The sequence below is a fragment of the Anabaena sp. UHCC 0204 genome (assembly GCF_009711975.1).
GTDB lineage: Bacteria > Cyanobacteriota > Cyanobacteriia > Cyanobacteriales > Nostocaceae > Dolichospermum.
In genome coordinates, this window is sequence record NZ_VIKW01000005.1 from 104,979 (window position 1) to 124,208 (window position 19,230).

Consider the following 19,230-nt stretch of genomic DNA (forward strand, 5'->3'; position numbering starts at 1 on the left):
AACGAACAACTGACAACTGACAACTGACAAATTTATGTTTATTTGGTTAACTTTGTGTGGAGTAGTTGTTTTATTAGCTTACCTCTTTGGTTCTTTCCCTACTGGATATCTGGCAGGTAAGCTATTAAAAGGAATTGATATTCGAGAAGTTGGTTCTGGTTCAACCGGTGCAACAAATGTTCTAAGAACTTTAGGAAAAGTCCCAGGGGCATTTGTATTATTAATTGATGCTTTGAAAGGAGCATTAGCAATAAATCTAGTTTATGCCTTATTTAATATTGCTGCTACTCAGAATTTAATTCCACCAACTGTAAACATCGAAATTTGGCAACCTTATTTAGCAACTCTAACGGGTTTAGCCGCCCTTTTAGGACATAGTAAATCAATCTTTCTCGGTTTCACTGGTGGTAAATCTGTTGCTACTGGTGTAGGACTTTTATTAGCACTAAGTTGGCAAGTTGGCTTATCAACAATAGGGGTTTTTGCTGTAGTAATTGCTATTTCCCGAATTGTATCTTTAAGTTCTATTGCTGGGGCTGTGGCTGTTTCTATTTTAATGGTAATTTTCCAGCAACCTTTAGCTTACATTCTTCTTGGTATTGCTGGAGGTTTATATGTAATTATCCGTCACCGCACTAATATCGAGCGATTAATTGCGGGTATAGAACCGAAAATTGGGCAGAAGGTAGAAGTGCAAATAGAAGAAACCGCTTAGAGGATGTTTTAAAAGTCCCTCATGGTGTATCAACTATTTTCTGAATCTCCTTCTAATTTTTCCTTCCGGACTGGGCGCAGTCCCCGCGCCCCTACCTCCTGATTCCCGTAAGGGCGAAGCATTCGGGCGATTAATTATCGGTTTTTTCCACGTAGGGGCGAAGCATTCGGACGATTAATTATCGGTTTTTTCCCAAGTTTATTTTCCGAATGCTGATGCTTCCAGCACGCTTCGCGAACGCCCTTACAGCGAATGCTGATGCTTCCAGCCCCCGTTAGGGATACACCCCTACGAAAAACCGCTATTCTTTGTGGTGATGAAAGTGAATGCCGATGAAAATATCATAGACAAACTCAAAAAAGTCCTTTTTCTGCAATAACCCGGAAGTTTGGGGACTACCCTTTTCATCTAATAATGGCTTCATTAAATAATAAGCAGGTTGGTAATTATACCAAGGAATCGAAGGCCATAGATGATGAATTAAATGGTAATTCTGCCCCAAAATCAGGATATTGAGAACCTTACCAGGATAGACGCGAGCATTTTTCCAGCGATTGCGTTCCACAAAAGGACGGTGGGGTAAATAATCAAAAAATAACCCCAAGGTGATTCCCACCAAAAAAGCGGGAATAAACCAAAAGTTCAGAATATAGCCCAAAAAATGGTACTGGATAGAGATATAAAAAATACTAATGACAATTAAGCGACTAATAAACCATTCTAGTAGTTCATAGTTGCGCCATAACCGCCGTTGAAAGAAAAATACTTCATGGTACAAAAACCTCACCGCAATCAGCCACAGAGGACCACCTGTAGAAACATAATGATCGGGGTCATCTTGAGGGTGATTAACATTGCCATGATGCTGTAAATGTACACGTGTAAATACTGGAAAAGCAAATGCCAAAAATAAGGCGCTACAATGGCCTAAAATAGCGTTAACAATTCGATTACGATGGGCAGACTGGTGAGAAGCATCATGAATCACTGTTCCTGAACAATGTAATGCCAGAGTATTGACACTAAAACACAACCAATGCGGCCATTCCCAAAGCCAATACCCAAAGTTAGACAAAACCAACATTATTACCACTACTAAAAACATCAGTAGTGTGGGGTTAAAATCACCAGGAGGTGATAAAAGTTCCTTGGGGGGAATTGTCAGCGGCTTTTGTGCCTCCGACGTGAGCATTATTAACTCCTTTAATAATCAATCTTTACAAATCATACTATTAATCTGAGTTAAGAGTAAAGTTATGTGAAGCAAGATTTATCTCTAGTCCTGCTGAAGAATCAATAAATGAGGCTATGATTTTTGGCTTAACGGGTGCTTAGACAAAAAAACTTTTCCTTGAGGAAGGTTGCGAATCAGATTAGTGTACGATATCAAATCTATACAATAATCACCTCTCTAACTGCTTATAACATTGATATAGTAGTAACTAAAAAAGAGAGTTCGTTTAATTCATACCTATTTGTAAAATGATGGCGATAAGCGGAAAAATGATTTGCTGATCTAGTCAGTCCTTCATGATCCAAAATCTAAAATCTCAAATGGGATGACAAAACATTTACGATTAATTCCCAGGTAGATCCAAAAAATCTTGAACCCAGCCCATGACGCAATTAAGAGATTCTCAGCGCCGAACTAAAATTGTTGCTACTATTGGACCTGCCACCAGCAGCCCAGAAATGCTAAAAGCGATTATTGAAGCAGGTGCAACAACCCTACGGCTAAACTTCTCCCACGGAACTCATGCTGACCATCAGCGAAGTATTCGGTTAATCCGGCAAACTGCTTTTGAACTCAATAGACCAGTAGCAATTCTGCAAGACTTACAGGGGCCAAAAATTCGCTTGGGACGGTTTGAAAATGGTTCTATAATATTGGCGAAAGGCGATCGCTTCACATTGACAAATCGCCCCATAGAAGGAACTCAGGATATAAGCTGCGTTACCTACGATTATTTAGCAGATGAAGTCCCCGTTGGTTCAAAAATTCTCCTCGATGATGGCAAAGTCGAAATGGTAGTGGAGGAAATTAACCACGAAAAAGGAGATTTACATTGTCGGGTTACAGTTCCTGGTAAACTTTCTAACAACAAAGGTGTTAACTTTCCGGGAGTTTACTTATCTATCAAAGCCATGACCGACAAAGACCGAGAGGATCTAATGTTCGGTTTAGATCAAGGTGTGGATTGGGTAGCACTTTCCTTTGTTCGCAATCCCCAGGATATGATCGAAATTAAAGAGCTAATTTCCAGTACCGGTAAAAATGTTCCTGTAGTTGCCAAAATCGAAAAGCACGAAGCAATTGAACAAATGGAAGCAGTTCTGTCTTTGTGTGACGGCGTAATGGTGGCTAGAGGTGACTTAGGGGTGGAACTACCAGCGGAAGACGTACCCATACTACAAAAACGGCTAATTGCTACAGCCAACCGCTTGGGTATTCCCATCATTACAGCTACACAAATGCTAGATAGCATGGTCAGTAACCCCCGTCCCACCCGTGCGGAAGTATCTGATGTTGCCAACGCGATTTTAGACGGTACAGACGCGGTGATGCTTTCCAATGAAACCGCCGTTGGTAGTTTTCCGGTGGAAGCTGTAGCCACAATGGCCAGAATAGCCGAACGCATTGAACAGGAAGAAACCCTCAATACCAATTCCCGTCAGTCAAGAGATAACAGGCGTTCTATTCCCAATGCTATTAGCCAAGCTGTTGGTCAAATTGCTGAAAATTTAGGCGCAGCGGCAATTATGACTTTGACACAAACTGGGGCTACAGCCCGTAACGTTTCTAAGTTCCGTCCCAAAACGCCAATTTTAGCCATTACACCCCATGTGAACGTGGCGCGACAATTACAGATGGTATGGGGAGTTAGACCGCTCTTGGTGCTAGAACTACCATCCACTGGTCAAACATTCCAAGCCGCTATCAACGTTGCTCAAGAAAAAAATCTCCTCACTGAAGGTGATTTGGTCGTCATGACTGCTGGTACACTTCAGGGGGTTTCTGGGTCAACAGACTTGATTAAGGTAGAAGTAGTCACTGCTATACTTGGTCAGGGAATTGGACTAGGCCAAGGTTCTGTGAGTGGTCGTGCTAGGGTAATTCATAATGCTATGGATGCCAGTAATTTTAACTCTGGAGATATTTTAGTTGCATCCCGCACTGGTGTTGATTTTGTGGAAGCAATTCGCAAAGCCGGGGGGATTATTACTGAAGAGGAAAGCCTCACCAGTCACGCTGCTGTGATTGGTTTACGTCTTGGTGTACCTGTGATTGTGGGTGTGAAGGATGCAACACAAGTAATTAAAGATGGTGCGATTTTGACTTTGGATATGCAGCGAGGTTTAATTTATTCTGGTGCGGTGGGAACTTAAACAATTAAAAATTAACAATTAAAAAAGCAAATTACACCAGCTTTTTAGGAATTTTTAATTGTTTTTTGAATTTTCTCGTGATCAAATATAGCGGTATGTATTCGTAAGTAAACTACTGTGTATACACAAGTTGGAAGTCGTTGAAAAATCTAGGTTTTACCGTTTTTCCATAGCTATAACACCCACTCCTAGCCCCTCCCTACCGTCAAGGAGGGGAACTGGATTTTTGAAAAAACCCTAATTTCTTTTATGACTGAAAATACAAAAGCGATCGCTGTATTTGATATAGATGGTGTGATCCGTGATGTTGGTGGTTCTTATCGCCGCGCTTTAGCTGATACTGTAGAATATTTTACCGCCAAAGCTTATCGTCCCACACCTATAGACATTGACAACCTCAAATCAGAGGGAATTTGGAATAATGATTGGGAAGCATCTCAAGAATTTATTTACCGTCATTTTGTTAGTCAAGGAATCACCCGCGAACAACAGCAATTAAATTATCAAGATATTGTTACCTATTTTCAAACTCGTTACCGGGGTACAGATCCTGAAAATTGGAATGGATATATTTGTAATGAACCTTTATTAGCACAACCTAGTTATTTTCAAGAACTAACCCAAGCGGATATCGCTTGGGGATTTTTCAGTGGTGCTACTCGCGGTTCTGCTACTTATGTTTTAGAAAAACGTTTAGGTTTACAGTCTCCTGTCTTAATTGCAATGGAAGACGCACCGGGTAAACCTGATCCCACGGGATTATTTGCGACGATTCGGTTACTCGAAAATGGCACTGATAAAAAACAAACAGTAATATATGTGGGTGATACAGTGGCAGATATGTACACCGTAGAGAAAGCAAGAAGTTTAGATAATTCGCGCAATTGGTTAGGTGTGGGAGTTTTACCGCCCCATGTCCAGGAAATGGTAACACATCGAGATGCTTATACTGAGACGTTAATGAAAGCAGGAGCAAATATAGTATTTAGTAATGTACAAGAATTGACTGCCAAGCAAATCAAAGAATTATTAAGAGAATAAATGTTCTAATATTAATCAAGCAACAGGTTCAAGATTGTCACCAATTTTGCGCCCATTTATGGGGAGATAAGTCAAAATGTCTAATAAACTACCTGCTGGACCACAAACTCATCCTTGGATACAGACATACCAATGGGTGAAAAATCCTTTGGGATATATGGAAGAATGCGCTAAAAAATATGGTGATACTTTCACTTTAAGGGTGGGTCCACTTTTTAAACCACAAGTGTTAATTAGCCATCCCCAAGGGATTCAACAGATTTTCACCACAGACCCTAAACATTTAGATTCTGGTGCGCCAGCAGGTGCAGGAGCGCCGCTTTTAGGACCAAATTCGCTGTTATCTTTAGAAGGCAAAACCCACCAACGGCAACGAAAATTATTAACTCCTCAATTTCATGGGGAACGGATGTTAACTTATGGTGAGTTAATTAACGATATTACGAAGGAAGTAACCAGTCAATGGCAGATTGGGGAAGTTTTTCCAGTTTTATCCTCAATGCAAGAAATCTCTTTTCAGGTAATTTTAAAGGCTGTATTTGGTCTTAAAGATGGGGAACGTTGCGAAAAACTCAAAGAAAATTTGATTGGTATCCTTAATCCTAAAAGACCTTTGCTCAGGGTAGCAATGATTATGTTTCCCTTTTTGCGAAAAGATTTAGGCACATGGAGTCCTTGGGGAAGGTATCTGCAATTACGTCAGCAATTAGATGAACTTATCTATGCAGAGATTCAAGAAAGGCGATGCCTTCGGCGAGCGGAGCTATCGCAACCAGATCCGTCTCGAACTGATATTCTGTCTTTAATGATGGCTATTCGTGATGAAGCTGGTGAGCCAATGACAGATATAGAATTGCGTGATGAGTTGATGACTTTGTTAGTAGCAGGTCATGAAACTACAGCAAGTTCTTTAGCATTTGCTTTGTATTGGATTCATTCTCAGCCAGGGATATATGAAAAGCTATTAGCAGAATTAGATAGCTTGGGTGAAAATCCTGATCCAAATGCCATTTTTAAGTTACCTTATTTGAATGCCGTTTGTTCGGAAACACTGCGTTTTTATCCAGTAGCAATGGTAGGATTAAATCGCTTAGTTAAATCACCTTTAGAAATTTCGGGGTACAAATTTGAGACGGGAACTATTGTTATTCCCTGTATTTATTTAACTCATCATCGAGAAGATTTATATCCTGATCCTCAACAGTTTAAACCAGAGCGTTTTTTAGAACGGCAATTTACTCCTTATGAGTTTTTACCTTTTGGTGGTGGGAATCGTCGCTGTATTGGGATGGCTTTTGCTTTATTTGAAATGAAACTTGTCTTGGCAAATGTGCTATCTAATTGGCATCTGGAATTAGCTGAAACTGAACCAGTTAAGCCTATTCGCAAAGGTTTATTGTTGGGTCCAGATGGTGGTGTCAATATGATTGTGAAGGGCAAACGTCTACAAAATCAGCCTGTTTTGGAAAAAGCGCGTTAGTTAAATAATTTAAGGTGCGTTAGCTACGCTAATGCACCTTAATTAAATGTACAGAATAAGATTGTATGGCATAATTTTATTTTTGTACTTATGAATCCTTCCTCAAGCCCGAATAGCATAAATATTGAACATCTTGAATGCAGACGGGATCATATTATTGGGATCTAGTATAATCCTAAAACCTTGATTTTCAAGAAGAGTTTGTATTTTATTTATTCTTCCTTCTGTATCTTGCACTTCCAGAACAATTTGTTGAATTTTGTGCCAATCAGTTTGATTAATGCCACTTAAAACTTCATATTCTTCTCCTTCTACATCTATTTTTAATAAATGTATTGTTTTAATATCTAATGAATTAATTACAGAAGATAATGTTTTTATTTCGCATTTTACTTCCTGACTCTGGAAAAAATAATCAACCATATCTTGATGTAGAACCGTATTCATAACTGCTCTTTGATTGACTTTTTCCCAAGGTTTACTTGTTGAATTACCAGCCATATTTGGATAAAAAGTAAATGTCTTTTCAGAAATATTTTCAGAGCCTAAGCCATGATTATATAAAGATATATTAGAGACAGAATGAAGGTTAACATTAGCGGTTAAAACTTCAAATATTGGCTTTACTGGTTCAAAAGCAAATATTTTAAATTGCTTTTGCAATGTATTCAAAAATATAGAAAATAACCCAATGTTAGCACCAACATCCAAAATGCAGTCTTCATCATTTATAGTTATGCCATGTTTTAAATATTCTTTGTCAATAAAAATCTCCTTATATATGAATTCTGTTTCTTCTTGACCCAGATAGAATAACTCTAGATTGTTGGGTAAAATCATCTTTTTCATAATCTTTTTTTCCTGTATTTTGTCACAAAATCTCAAATTTTCACTTGCAAATCGCGTTTTTATCTGGAGTAATAGCTCACAATATTTTATTTTGTGAGTAGAGTAGGATCTGTTTATTGATTTAAAACAGGTTTACCAGTAGATACAGCCTGTTCGACAATATCAATCGCTCGCTTTACTCCTCCTGCTTTCTGAATTGCTGCTTGCAATCTGAGAGCATTCTTTTTATAAGAATCTTCTGTTAACACCTTGTTAATAGCAGTTCGCAAATTATCAACATTAACTTTCTTCACAGGTACAGCTTCCCCACATCCTGACCAAACTATTCGGGATGCTACTCCTGGTTGATCATTGGCAATAGGAATTGCTACCATTGGGATACCATTTGTTAAACATTCCAATGTAGTATTGAGTCCTGCATGAGTAATAGTTAAATCTGATTTTTCTAATAATTGTAATTGTGGTGCATAACGAACTACTAAAGGATTTCCTACTATTCCTTGGAGAACTTCAGGATTAGCCGAACCACCCAAAGAAATTACTAATTGTGCATCCAAATCTTGACAAGCTGCGGCAATTTGTTGAAAAACTGGTAATAACCGATTTTGCAAAGTTCCCATTGAAGCATAAATTAAAGGTTGTCCTGTTAATTTATCAAAAGGAAAATCGGGAACTTCCCTACCAATTGGACTATGATATGGTCCTGTAAAATGAAACCAATCAGGTAAATTTTGCCGAGGAAATTCTAATTCCGCAGGTTGTTGACTGATTTGAGCTAATTGAGAATAACGTTGATTTGGGTTAGAGTATGCAGGTAAATTTTTCTCTCGACGATAGTTGTCTATTAATTCTGTGATAGGTTGAGTAGCCCTATTTAATAATTTATAACCTAATTTGTTACGCAATTTTGCCCACCAAGCTGGGCTATAAGACCAATTTGTCATGAAAGGGGGAATACTGGGTTCTCGATTTAAGACAACAGCACTGCAAATAGTAATTAAGGGAAGACCAGAAACATCTGCAATAGTCCCTCCATATGACATAGTTTGATCTATTAATAGTGCTTCTATACCTGCGTCTTTGATAACTGTTGGGGCATCTCTGAAGGTAACATTAGTCATATCTCTAAAAATAGAGATGGTATATTTTAGTGCTTCCTGTCCGCTTAATTCTCCTAATTTATCAAAAGATGCTTTTGCTGAACCCAAGGGAAATTCTGATTCACCAATAACTCGAAATTCCAAACCTGCTGCTTGTGCTTTGGGTTGAGCATCAAGAACACCAATTAAGGTAACACGATGTCCACGCTGTTGTAATTCTTTCCCCAATGGTAGGATTGTATTCCAATGTCCGGTAGATTCAGGACACATTAAGCCATAATGAGTCATAATCGTATTTTCTGGTTAATTACAATGATGTATACCAGAAAACCGTCCCATAGACTTAAAGCATAGGTATTTCCGTTTAAAAGTGCTTACTCTAATTTTAAAAACTTATGTTTAACTCCAAAAATCTCAAATTTCTCTTCTTCAAGAATCAGAATAGTATCAATTATGACTCTAATTAGCCTGGTAGCCGCCATTTCTGAAAATCGGATTTTAGCAGATTCTACAAAAGAACATATTCATGTGGGTATTCCTTGGAATATTCCCAGTGATGAACGTCGGTTTCAAGACATTACTCGGCGACATCCTATAATTATGGGGCGCAAAACTTATACTACTTTTAATACACCAATTCCCAATTGTACAAATATTATTGTTACTAGAGACACTAATTTTCAAGCTTTTGGTTGTCTTGTTTTTAATTCACTTCAAAAAGCAATTGAATGGACGAAAATGAGTGAAACAGAAGAAATATTTATAGCTGGTGGCGGACAAATTTATGCTGAATCCATCAAATTTGCTAATAAGCTTTATTTAACTATTGTTGAAGGTAATTTTGTTGGAGATGTATACTTTCCTGAATTTGCAGATTTTGGAGAAATTACCAAAGAAGAGAAGTTCCAGGAAAATGGTTTTAAATTTAAGTTTGTGGAGATTGAAAGGTGCGTTAAAGAGATAACGTCACCTCCAATTATTGGATAATTTATTTTGGAAAATTCCCTTATTGTAAATTCAAAAATTTATCCAAAGCTGCTACCATACTAGGTGGCCAACGGCGGATATTTTTTACCCAGTTCATATCTTTGTAACGGATATCTAATCCATAGGCTGCTACCCAATTGCTTTCCGCTTCTCCTTTATTTCCTGTTACCCAATAAGCGGCTGTTAAAGCGGCTCGCATATCAGCAAATCGGGGATATTTACGGACTATATTTCGCATTTCCCGGATGGCTTTGTCTATTTGATTAGTTTCATATAAAGCCAGAGCATAATTAGCTCTAGCAAAAGAAAAATTGGGGGCGATTTCTGTGGCTTTTTGATAATCTAAAATCGCTTCTTGCCATTGTCCTAAACCTGATTTAGCATTACCGCGATTATTATAGGCCATGGCATCTTTAGGATCTAATTCTAATACATGATCATAATCAGCGATCGCTTCTTCCCATCTTCCTAAACCTTCTAATGCTGTCCCCCGATTCAAATAAGGATCTGTCACATTAGGCGCTAACTCTACAGCTTTGTTATAATCGGTTAATGCTGCTGCTAATTTATTTTGACTGACACGAGAATTTCCTCTATTACTCCATGCTCCTGCATTGGTGGGAAATTTTTCAATAATTTCTGTCCAATACGCTTCCGCTGTAACAAAATCTCCTTGATTTGTGGCTGCAAAGGCTTTAGTAGCTAATTCATCCCCTGCTTGTAACTCTTCTGGAGTAATAGTTTGGGTTTGTGCCATAACTGGTGTAGTCCAGCCAAAAACCAGTAACAGACTCAGGAAAATACTAATTAATTTAATCATTTGAAAATGATATGCAACAAAATCAATAATATAGCAGAATTTAGGAGTAGCGACATTCCGCCGAAATGTCTCTAAAGAGTAAAATTCGCTCAAAAAATCATTGATCCTATTTTAGGATTATTCTCAGGTTTTGACTTATTCAGAAATATAATGTGAGTAACCTTAAAAAAATATGATATAATTAGTAGTTCTCTAAAACAGTGCTGGGTGAAGAACGTAGAGACAAAACTCAGCACACCTACACACTCAGCACTAAAGAACTCTAGTTTATGGCATTGCCAATTATTGCAATTATCGGTCGCCCCAATGTGGGCAAATCCACCTTTGTTAATCGTTTAGCCGGAGACCAAACGGCGATAGTCCACGATGAACCAGGGGTAACGCGCGATCGCACTTATCGCCCGGCATTTTGGAATGATCGTGATTTTGTCGTAGTAGACACAGGTGGCTTAGTTTTTAACGATGACACCGAATTTCTGCCTTTGATTCGTCAACAGGCTTTAATGGCGCTTTCAGAAGCCTGTGCTGCTATTTTCGTAGTAGATGGGCAAGTTGGTCTTTTGCCCGCAGATCAAGAAATTGCCGAATGGTTACGTCAACAACCATTACCCGTGTTGTTGGCTGTTAATAAATGTGAATCTCCTGATCAAGGAATCATTCAAGCTGCTGAATTTTGGGAATTAGGATTAGGTGAACCTTACCCCATTTCTGCCATTCATGGTAGCGGCACAGGGGAAATCTTAGATGAGTTACTTAATCACATTCCCCTCACCCCACAAATAGAGGAAAATACTGAAATTAAAGTTGCCATTGTCGGCAGACCAAATGTAGGTAAATCCAGTTTGCTCAATGCTTTCGTGGGGGAAAATCGAGCTATTGTCAGTCCTATTTCGGGAACAACCAGAGATACAATTGATACAATAGTTGAACGAGGTGGGCAAACCTACAGGTTAATTGATACTGCCGGAATTCGCAAAAAGAAACATATAGAATACGGGACGGAATTCTTCAGTATTAACCGCGCTTTTAAAGCTATTCGCCGGGCTGATGTAGTGTTATTAGTGATTGATGCCGTAGATGGCGTAACTGAGCAAGATCAAAAATTAGCAGGACGGATTTTAGAAGAAGGCCGCGCTTGTGTTGTTGTTGTCAATAAGTGGGATGCTGTAGAGAAAGACTCTTACACGATCTATGATCATGGAAAAGAGTTACAATCACGCTTGCACTTTACGGAATGGGCAGATACCATTTATGTTAGTGCTGTCACGGGACAACGGGTAGAAAAGATTTTAGAATTGGTAAATAAAGCTGCTGAAGCACACAAACGTCGTGTAAGTACATCAGTAATTAATGAAGTTCTAGAAGATGCTATTAGTTGGCATTCACCACCAACTTCACGGGGCGGTCGTCAAGGTAAGATATACTATGGAACTCAGGTGAGTAGTCAGCCTCCTTCTATCGCTTTATTTGTCAATGATAATAGCCGTTTTAACGACAATTATCGTCGCTACATTGAACGCCAATTCCGCAAACAGTTAGGTTTTCAAGGTACACCCATTCGGCTATTTTGGCGCAGTAAGAAAGTTCGGGAAATGGAACTTGGTGGACCAAATCGAGCTACTCGTGTAAAATAGATAACTATTGTCAGTTAGTCATCATAAAAAGGGCAGAGGAGCAGGGGAGCAGGGAAGCAGGGGAAAAATATTCCTTTGCAACTGACGACTGACAACTGACAGCGGACAACTGACAGCGGACAACTGACAACTGACAACTGCCAAAACATGGATTTATTGCGATCGCTTCCACTCGGACTTTACTTAGAAGAACCGCAAACTTGGTTACATAAACTCGATCCGCGAGTCAAGTTAATGTGGTTATTGAGCTTTCTCAGTAGTTATGTTGTTGCTAACAACTTTTGGCGAGTATTGCTGGTATTACTGTTAATTCTTTTTACTGTATTTGCCAGAATTCCCCTGAGAGTATGGCGACAACAAATGGGCTGGCTGTTGATACTATCATTTATGGTATTAGTAATTGGCTCGATTAGTCCTGATGGATTAGGGATAAATTATCAGTCCCGTTTACCAGCAAATGAACAAATCCTCACCCAACCAACCACCGCTAAAAATACCCAAGTTACCCCCGAAATCACCAATAGCAATAAAGAATATAGCTATGTGTTGATTGATAAAGGATTTGTGAAAGTAAGTCGCCGTTCCTTGGATTTAGCAATTAGCTTGAGTACAATAGTTTTTACATTAATCTACAGCACTAATTTATATTTGCTGACAACCGCACCCGAAGAAATCACTTCGGGAATGGAAAGTTTAATGCAGCCTTTGCGAAAGTTTAATATTCCAGTCACAGAAATTACCCTAACTCTAACTTTATCTTTACGGTTTATTCCTCTGGTTTTAGAAGAAATCCAAAACCTAGTTCGTTCCGTCATGACTAGGGCAATTAATTGGAAAAAACTAGGATTAAAAGGAGGAGCAAAAGTGTGGTTAATTGTGACTGAAAGATTATTAGAAAATCTGCTTTTGCGAGCCGAACAAATGGCAAATGCGATGATGGTAAGAGGTTTTACCAGTCCTAATGAACATCGAGTTAAATGGCAAGAATTAAGATTAAGAATAGGAGATGGGTTAGCGATCGCCATTTTAATCATATTTTGGGGTATCAGAATCGCCTTTGGTTCTAAAATTTCTTAATAAAAGCTATTTCAACAATGGACAAAAAGTGCGTTATGTAGGCATCGCTAACGCACCTTACTTATCTTGATGGCTATAAAAACAATTGACAATTGACAATTGATAATTGACAACGCTTAATAACCCAGATTCAAGACTATTTTGATCTCCTTCTAATTCTTCCTTCTTCTAACTCTAACGAAAAGACTTTATCAGAAAACCCTATGTATGATAGATAATAACAACCTTTTATTACGTAATCTTTGGTACTATGCACTACCTAGTCATCTCCTGAAACCAGGTAAGATGGTGGCGCGGATTTTCTTGGGAGAACCAGTATTATTAATGAGAAGCCAAGATGGTCAGGTTTCTGCTGTGCGGGATATTTGTCCTCATCGGGCTGTACCATTGAGTTGTGGCCGATTCGATGGACAAGAAGTAGAATGCTGTTATCACGGTTGGCGTTTTAACCCTGCTGGACATTGTGTAGCAATTCCTTCTTTATTGCCAGAACAAGACATAGATTTAAATCGCTTCAATGTGCAATCATATCCCATCCATGAAACTCAAGGCAATATTTGGATATACATGACAGATGGTGATAAATCCTCACCCAGTGCTTCCGAAATGGACGTTCCCATAGTTCCAGGTTTTGCTGAACAACTCCCTCAATTAGTTGAGGTAATGCGGTTTCCCTGTTTTGTTGATCATGCGGTGACAGGTTTAATGGACCCGGCTCATTCTCCTTATGTACATCGGGTATGGTGGTGGAGAAGTGGAGAACTACATGAAGAAGTCAAGCAATTTGATCCTTCACCTTATGGGTTTACAGTTCGACGACATAAATTGTCAGAGAATATGGAGAATATGAGCCGATTATATTGGTTAGTCGGTGGTGGTATTCCAGAAGTAGAAATTTCTTTTCGGTTACCAGGTGTGAGAATAGAAGAGATAACTTTTGGTAAACATCGTCTTTCTAATTTAACAGCAGTTACACCAATTTCTGAGACAGAAACTGAGGTAAATTTTATTCTTTATGGAATGCCTACTTGGTTACAAATATTCAAACCTTTAATTCATATATTGGCACGAAAATTCCTGGGACAAGATCGCGCCGTGGTAGAAAAACAGCAAATTGGACTCAAATATGATCCAGTGTTGCGATTAATTAAAGATTCCGATATGCAAGCCCAATGGTACTATCAGTTAAAGCGGGAGTTTGCTCGCGCAGCATCTGAAAAACGCGAATTTATCAATCCTGTTAAAAGTCTGTTACTGCGATGGCTGGCTTAATATTGTCAGAATCAGATGGTTATCGAGTTTCGACTCCGCTCAACTACCGCGACTTGTACTGAGCGAAGTCGAAGTAAGTCGAGATAATGTACAGGATTAAAGGATGAACAGGATGAAAATAGGGAATTGATCACCCAGGGTTTCTTGGTGATCAAAACTAATTTATTTTTTAGTGCTGAAGATGGTAGTGAACATCATCAACATTCCCCCTACCAAAATAATGAGGCCTAATCCCCCAGTCACTAAATCCAAAGTATTGTTATCTATAGTCATACTATCCATGCTCCCCTAAAATCTATGTTATGAATAATAATACACAACTACAAATTATTCTTGCTAATTCAATTGTTGCTACTGTTTTACCTGCGATCGCTCAACTTGATTTACCTAACTGGTGGTTGGCTGGAGGTGCAGTCAGAAATACAGTTTGGCGTTCTCTTTTTAGTAAAGAATGTGATTTATTTATCAAAGATTTTGATATTGCTTTTTTTGATCATGACGGAAACCGTGAACAAGAATTATTAGCTAAATCTACTCTAAAAACACAATTTCCTGAACATGAGTTTGATGTCAAAAATCAAGCCAGTTTTGGGCATTGGCGGGCTGGAAGCATGACTTATAATAGCACGGAAGATGGCATTAATAATTGGTTACATACGGCGACTGCTGTAGGAGTGCGGATGAATAAACAGGGAGAATGGCAATTTTTTACTCCCTATGGTTTAGATGATTTATTTAACGGCATTATTCGACCAACACCAACGCATATTCATAATCCAGATGCTGATCAAAAAGCAGCCAGTTTTTTACAAAAATGCTCTTGTCTGCGGTTAGTAAAAGATTAGGAGGTTGCTGAATTGAAGTATGAAAATCAAAAACTATATTTCTCAAACTCTTACTCTTTGCGCCTCTGCGCCTCTGCGTGAGAAAAATTCATACTTTCATTCACCACCGCCAAGATAAGTTATGATTTATGAACATAGGTGATTAGAAGTCGTGACTACACAATAAAGTATATTTTCCAGGAATACTACTATGTATCAAACAGATCCACCCCGTTCACCTCAAGAGGTGTTACCAACGATGTATGATCTCAAAAGTGAAGATCCAGAGGAGAAAGGTTTGCCTGATCAATTTCATTTATTACAACCTCGTTTATTAGACGAAACTTTTAATTCTCCTACCTATCCTAGCAACAAAATATTTACCGCTAGTGATATGAATTTATATTATGATCCCAATCATCCAACATGGTATAAAAGACCAGATTGGTTTGTATCTGTGGGTGTTTCTCCCCTTTATAAAAATGGCGATTTACGTTTAAGTTATGTAATGTGGCAAGAAGGAATTACACCTTTTATTATAGTTGAATTACTATCACCAGGAACAGAAAAGGAAGATTTAGGACAGACTTTAAGAGATGTGGAAAAACCGCCAACGAAATGGGAAGTTTATGAACAGATTTTAAGGATTCCCTATTATGCTATTTTTGACCGTTACAAGTATGAATTTAGAATGTTTAAATTAGATGGTGGTCGTTATGCGGAAATAGATTTATCATCATCAAATCATCGTTTTTGGATACCAGAAATAGAATTAGGTTTGGGTGTTTGGGAAGGAACATATAATAATATTCAGCAGCCTTGGTTACGCTGGTATGAAGATGAGTGAATTTGGTGATATTTATATCTAATTAAGTAGATTGGCGTTAAAAATTGTCTTTATGACAAGGGAACAGAAAAATCAGGCGTTGCTGAATCAGAGTATGAAATTTAAAAATTAGATTTCTTTAACTCTTAATTCTTTGCGCCTTTGCGCCTTTGCGTGAGGCTAATTCATACATTCAATCAGCAACGCCAAAAATCAGTTGTGTAATTAATTCTGTCCCATAACTTCAATGAAATGGGAAAATTCCAAATCTCAAACTTTGCGCCTTTGCGCGTTCGTGCAGCGTGCCGTAGGCATAACATAATTCATACCGCCATAATTAAATTATGGCTAAATTACAAAAGTATGCTATACTAGCGAATGTATAAGGGCGCGTGGCTCAGTGGATAGAGCAACAGGTTCCGGTCCTGTGGGTCGGGGGTTCAAATCCCTCCGCGCTCGTTTAAAAAAATAATCAAAATGGCGCTTTTGCTACAAAGCGTCTGTTTATTTGTGAATTTATTCCCCTGGTTATATGAACCAGGAGTTTAAAAATGTAAATACAGATTTACAATCTTTGCAGCAAATTTACGCCATGTGTATCAGTACCACAAGTGTTAAATAAATTGAACTTCTGAGCTAACTGTTGAACTTCCTCAGTTTCCACCACACTAGGTTTCCAGGGTTTGGGGTTACTGTAAGCATAGAAAGCTTCAACACCATCAATCCCATAATCAGCCGCAGCAGGAATGAGATCAAAATGCGATCGCTTGTACCGGGCTGGATGAGCCAGTACCGCTAGTCCACCTGCTTGATGAATAGCTGCAATCACGTTAACTGCTTGATAAACCTTACCTACAGTAGGCATCCTTTGTAAATAAGGCTTCATGCTGGGATGTTCGGAATCAAAAGCATAAGCCAAAATATGGACTTCAACATTGAGCAGATTGGCATTAATTTCTACACCACTCCACAGGTGAGGAGTATCTATATCTGGATTACTCCACTTCCAATCTTCTAACCAAGCTAGAGCCGTCTTGTAGCCATTGATACTATGATGATCTGTGATTGCTAGACCTTTTAAGCCAATAGCGATCGCCTGAGTCATCAATTCACTCGGTTCTAGTTTGCCATCCGAGTGAACCGTGTGCATATGAAAATTAAATAACTTGGGACAACTTTGTGCATCAATGCTTTGGAATACTTGCTTCAGTATTTCCTTGGAAACAGTAGTCCGGGCAAAATTTACAACCATAACCCCTCTACACAAAAATTACATTCTTCTCAAACCACCAACACGCCACACTTATAAATGAGATATAACGAATACCGCTAACTGGTAAATACAGATACTTCCTCAACTGCACCAATGGATTTTTGCAATATGTTAAGACTACGTTAGCAAATATTAACGCTGACGGCGATGAGTATTTTTGATTACTTTCATCAAGAGAATTTAAAGTTTGTGTATAAGTTCCATCCCATCTCCCTCTATCTTCCTTACTCAGTCTGCTTTTTCCTCTTGTTATCAAAATAAACCTACCAATTCACCCGTCCCCTCAATCACTTCACCAATAACATTAGCAGGAATATCCAGAGCTTGAAAATGAGTAATTACCTGTTCTGCTTGCTGGGGTGGAACTAATAAGACAAAACCAATCCCCATATTAAAAGTATTGTACATAGCTTCAGCACTTACAGAACCAGCCTCAGCCAGCCAATGGAATACAGGGGGAATAGTCCAACTATTTGGGATAAGTTTAATAGCTTGACCTTTGCCCAAACATCTAGGTAAATTTTCTGGTAAACCGCCACCAGTAATGTGCGCCATCCCATGAATTTCTAAACCAGTTTGCAATGCAGCGAGAACAGATTTTACATAAATCCGTGTAGGTGTAAGAAAAGTCGCACCAATAGAATTTCCATTTAATAAATCTGGGGTATCACTCCAAGCAAAACCACCATCACTCACAATTTTCCGCACCAAACTTAAACCATTACTATGCACACCCGCACTAGCTAAACCTATAGCTACATCTCCCACTTTTACCTGTGAACCATCAAGCATTCGGCTTTTTTCGACAATTCCCACACAAAACCCAGCTAAGTCATATTCACCAACTTGGTAAAAACCCGGCATTTCCGCCGTTTCTCCCCCCAATAAAGCCGAACCTGCTAATTGACAACCCGCAGCTATCCCCGCGACAACTTGAGTTAATTGTTCTTTATCTAACTTACCAGTAGCCACATAATCTAGAAAAAACAGCGGTTCTGCGCCTGATGTCAACACATCATTAACACACATCCCCACCAAATCTATGCCAACGGTGTCATGACGGTTGAGAATTTGGGCTATTTTTAGCTTTGTACCCACACCATCCGTCCCAGACACCAAAACTGGTTCTTTATAGCCTGTGGGGAGTTGAAAGCAACCACCAAACCCACCCAGTCCACCTAAAACTTCTTTTCTGAAGGTACTTTGCACCAAATTGCGAATTTGATCTACAAAAGCTCTACCTGCTTCAACATCAACACCTGCATCCCGATAATCCATGCCTAACTACACCGTTATCAATTCATAACTTAGGTTATTTATCATCACACAATTTAGGTACTAAGTAGAATAGACTAAATAATTCCAGGTTTGTAGTGAGGACTTTAGTCCTCATGTAAGGGCTTCAGCCCTTACTACCAAATCATCTCAATATTTTTTACACTACTTAATCTAAGTTGATTTATTTTTGTCTAGTTACTTAAACCTTTTTGTGATTATTGATAAATTTAAACTAACCATTGTATCCTAAATAATTTAGGATTGCTATATATATTGGGTGCATCAGTGAATAGTTATTTAATTACAGGAATAATCACAGCTATTTTATGGCAAGCTTCATTATGCAAGGCTTGGACACAACCACCTCCTTGCATTCCCAGAACTTTACCTGGAGTTAGCAACTCTCTCAATAGTTTCCGAGAAAATAATATTATCGTTATTGGCAAAGTTCCTAATCGTCAATATGTAGTTGTTGTACCTGGAGAATCGGCGAAATTATTAAACACTGTGAGAAGTTACGTTTCTGACGCATTTCTGGCACAGCATAGACGTGGAGCTTATATATATGCTGGAGGATCTACAAAAAGAGGGGAAGCAGAATGCTTATCTTATGTGTTGAGATCCTACGGATTAGATGCCAGGGTTGTCTACTTTCAAAAATAGGAAA

Annotated in this window: 17 protein-coding genes and 1 tRNA gene; 12 read left to right on the forward strand and 6 right to left on the reverse strand. The window is 38.7% G+C overall.

Features of this window, described 5'->3' with window-relative positions:
* The first annotated feature begins 34 nt into the window (after window positions 1-34).
* The gene (gene plsY, locus FJR04_RS05890; RefSeq protein ID WP_168492644.1) at window positions 35-715 is read left to right on the forward strand and encodes a glycerol-3-phosphate 1-O-acyltransferase PlsY; all 681 of its coding nucleotides are present in this window, start codon (window positions 35-37) and stop codon (window positions 713-715) included.
* A 301-nt stretch (window positions 716-1,016) separates the two neighbouring features.
* Here the strand turns inward: plsY and crtR are convergent, their stop codons facing one another.
* On the reverse strand, window positions 1,017-1,907 hold the full coding sequence (gene crtR / locus FJR04_RS05895; RefSeq protein ID WP_168492646.1) for a beta-carotene hydroxylase: 891 nt from the start codon (window positions 1,905-1,907) through the stop codon (window positions 1,017-1,019).
* 425 nt (window positions 1,908-2,332) lie between these two features.
* On the opposite strand from crtR, the gene pyk reads away from it, so the two are divergent.
* The 3 genes from pyk to FJR04_RS05910 all read left to right on the forward strand — a co-directional run bounded on the left by pyk (window position 2,333) and on the right by FJR04_RS05910 (window position 6,623).
* Window positions 2,333-4,102, forward strand: a complete 1,770-nt coding sequence (pyk, locus tag FJR04_RS05900) for a pyruvate kinase (RefSeq protein ID WP_168492648.1) — start codon at window positions 2,333-2,335, stop codon at window positions 4,100-4,102.
* A 249-nt stretch (window positions 4,103-4,351) separates the two neighbouring features.
* Window positions 4,352-5,143, forward strand: a complete 792-nt coding sequence (locus FJR04_RS05905) for a TIGR01548 family HAD-type hydrolase (protein WP_168492650.1) — start codon at window positions 4,352-4,354, stop codon at window positions 5,141-5,143.
* A gap of 76 nt (window positions 5,144-5,219) precedes the next feature.
* Complete coding sequence (locus tag FJR04_RS05910; RefSeq protein ID WP_168492652.1) at window positions 5,220-6,623, forward strand: cytochrome P450; 1,404 nt, start codon at window positions 5,220-5,222, stop codon at window positions 6,621-6,623.
* A 102-nt stretch (window positions 6,624-6,725) separates the two neighbouring features.
* Here the strand turns inward: FJR04_RS05910 and FJR04_RS05915 are convergent, their stop codons facing one another.
* Together FJR04_RS05915 and FJR04_RS05920 are read right to left on the reverse strand one after the other, a co-directional pair.
* Window positions 6,726-7,472 (reverse strand): FkbM family methyltransferase, encoded by a 747-nt coding sequence (locus FJR04_RS05915; RefSeq protein WP_168492654.1) that lies wholly within the window; start codon window positions 7,470-7,472, stop codon window positions 6,726-6,728.
* Between the two features lie 113 nt (window positions 7,473-7,585).
* Window positions 7,586-8,860 carry a glycosyltransferase gene (locus FJR04_RS05920; RefSeq protein ID WP_168492656.1) on the reverse strand — a complete coding sequence of 425 codons (1,275 nt, stop codon included), beginning with the start codon at window positions 8,858-8,860 and terminating at the stop codon, window positions 7,586-7,588.
* A 165-nt stretch (window positions 8,861-9,025) separates the two neighbouring features.
* Here FJR04_RS05920 and FJR04_RS05925 point away from each other — a divergent pair, with 165 nt between their 5' ends.
* Window positions 9,026-9,559 (forward strand): dihydrofolate reductase, encoded by a 534-nt coding sequence (locus tag FJR04_RS05925; protein ID WP_168492658.1) that lies wholly within the window; start codon window positions 9,026-9,028, stop codon window positions 9,557-9,559.
* Window positions 9,560-9,578: 19 nt separating this feature from the next.
* Here the strand turns inward: FJR04_RS05925 and FJR04_RS05930 are convergent, their stop codons facing one another.
* On the reverse strand, window positions 9,579-10,379 hold the full coding sequence (locus tag FJR04_RS05930; protein ID WP_168492910.1) for a tetratricopeptide repeat protein: 801 nt from the start codon (window positions 10,377-10,379) through the stop codon (window positions 9,579-9,581).
* A 269-nt stretch (window positions 10,380-10,648) separates the two neighbouring features.
* Between FJR04_RS05930 and der the strand changes: the two genes are divergently transcribed.
* The 6 genes from der (at window position 10,649) to FJR04_RS05960 (ending at window position 16,471) form a co-directional block, all read left to right on the forward strand.
* Window positions 10,649-12,013, forward strand: coding sequence for a ribosome biogenesis GTPase Der (der, locus tag FJR04_RS05935; RefSeq protein WP_168492660.1), 1,365 nt, complete (start codon window positions 10,649-10,651; stop codon window positions 12,011-12,013).
* Window positions 12,014-12,160: 147 nt separating this feature from the next.
* Window positions 12,161-13,090 (forward strand): energy-coupling factor transporter transmembrane protein EcfT, encoded by a 930-nt coding sequence (locus FJR04_RS05940; protein ID WP_168492662.1) that lies wholly within the window; start codon window positions 12,161-12,163, stop codon window positions 13,088-13,090.
* 207 nt (window positions 13,091-13,297) lie between these two features.
* On the forward strand, window positions 13,298-14,362 hold the full coding sequence (locus FJR04_RS05945; protein ID WP_168492664.1) for an aromatic ring-hydroxylating dioxygenase subunit alpha: 1,065 nt from the start codon (window positions 13,298-13,300) through the stop codon (window positions 14,360-14,362).
* A gap of 302 nt (window positions 14,363-14,664) precedes the next feature.
* Entirely contained in the window at window positions 14,665-15,207 is a 543-nt protein-coding gene (locus tag FJR04_RS05950; protein WP_168492666.1) for a nucleotidyltransferase family protein, read from the forward strand.
* Window positions 15,208-15,397: 190 nt separating this feature from the next.
* A complete protein-coding gene (locus tag FJR04_RS05955) occupies window positions 15,398-16,033 on the forward strand; it encodes a Uma2 family endonuclease (RefSeq protein ID WP_254445210.1) in 636 nt (211 codons plus the stop codon).
* A 365-nt stretch (window positions 16,034-16,398) separates the two neighbouring features.
* Window positions 16,399-16,471: transfer RNA gene (locus FJR04_RS05960), tRNA-Arg, on the forward strand.
* A gap of 106 nt (window positions 16,472-16,577) precedes the next feature.
* On the opposite strand, the gene FJR04_RS05965 is transcribed toward FJR04_RS05960, so the two are convergent.
* Both FJR04_RS05965 and purM read right to left on the reverse strand, forming a co-directional pair.
* Complete coding sequence (locus FJR04_RS05965; protein ID WP_168492668.1) at window positions 16,578-17,264, reverse strand: PHP domain-containing protein; 687 nt, start codon at window positions 17,262-17,264, stop codon at window positions 16,578-16,580.
* Between the two features lie 273 nt (window positions 17,265-17,537).
* Window positions 17,538-18,563, reverse strand: a complete 1,026-nt coding sequence (purM, locus tag FJR04_RS05970) for a phosphoribosylformylglycinamidine cyclo-ligase (RefSeq protein WP_168492670.1) — start codon at window positions 18,561-18,563, stop codon at window positions 17,538-17,540.
* 285 nt (window positions 18,564-18,848) lie between these two features.
* Between purM and FJR04_RS05975 the strand changes: the two genes are divergently transcribed.
* Complete coding sequence (locus tag FJR04_RS05975) at window positions 18,849-19,226, forward strand: hypothetical protein (RefSeq protein WP_168492672.1); 378 nt, start codon at window positions 18,849-18,851, stop codon at window positions 19,224-19,226.
* The last annotated feature ends 4 nt before the right edge of the window (window positions 19,227-19,230 follow it).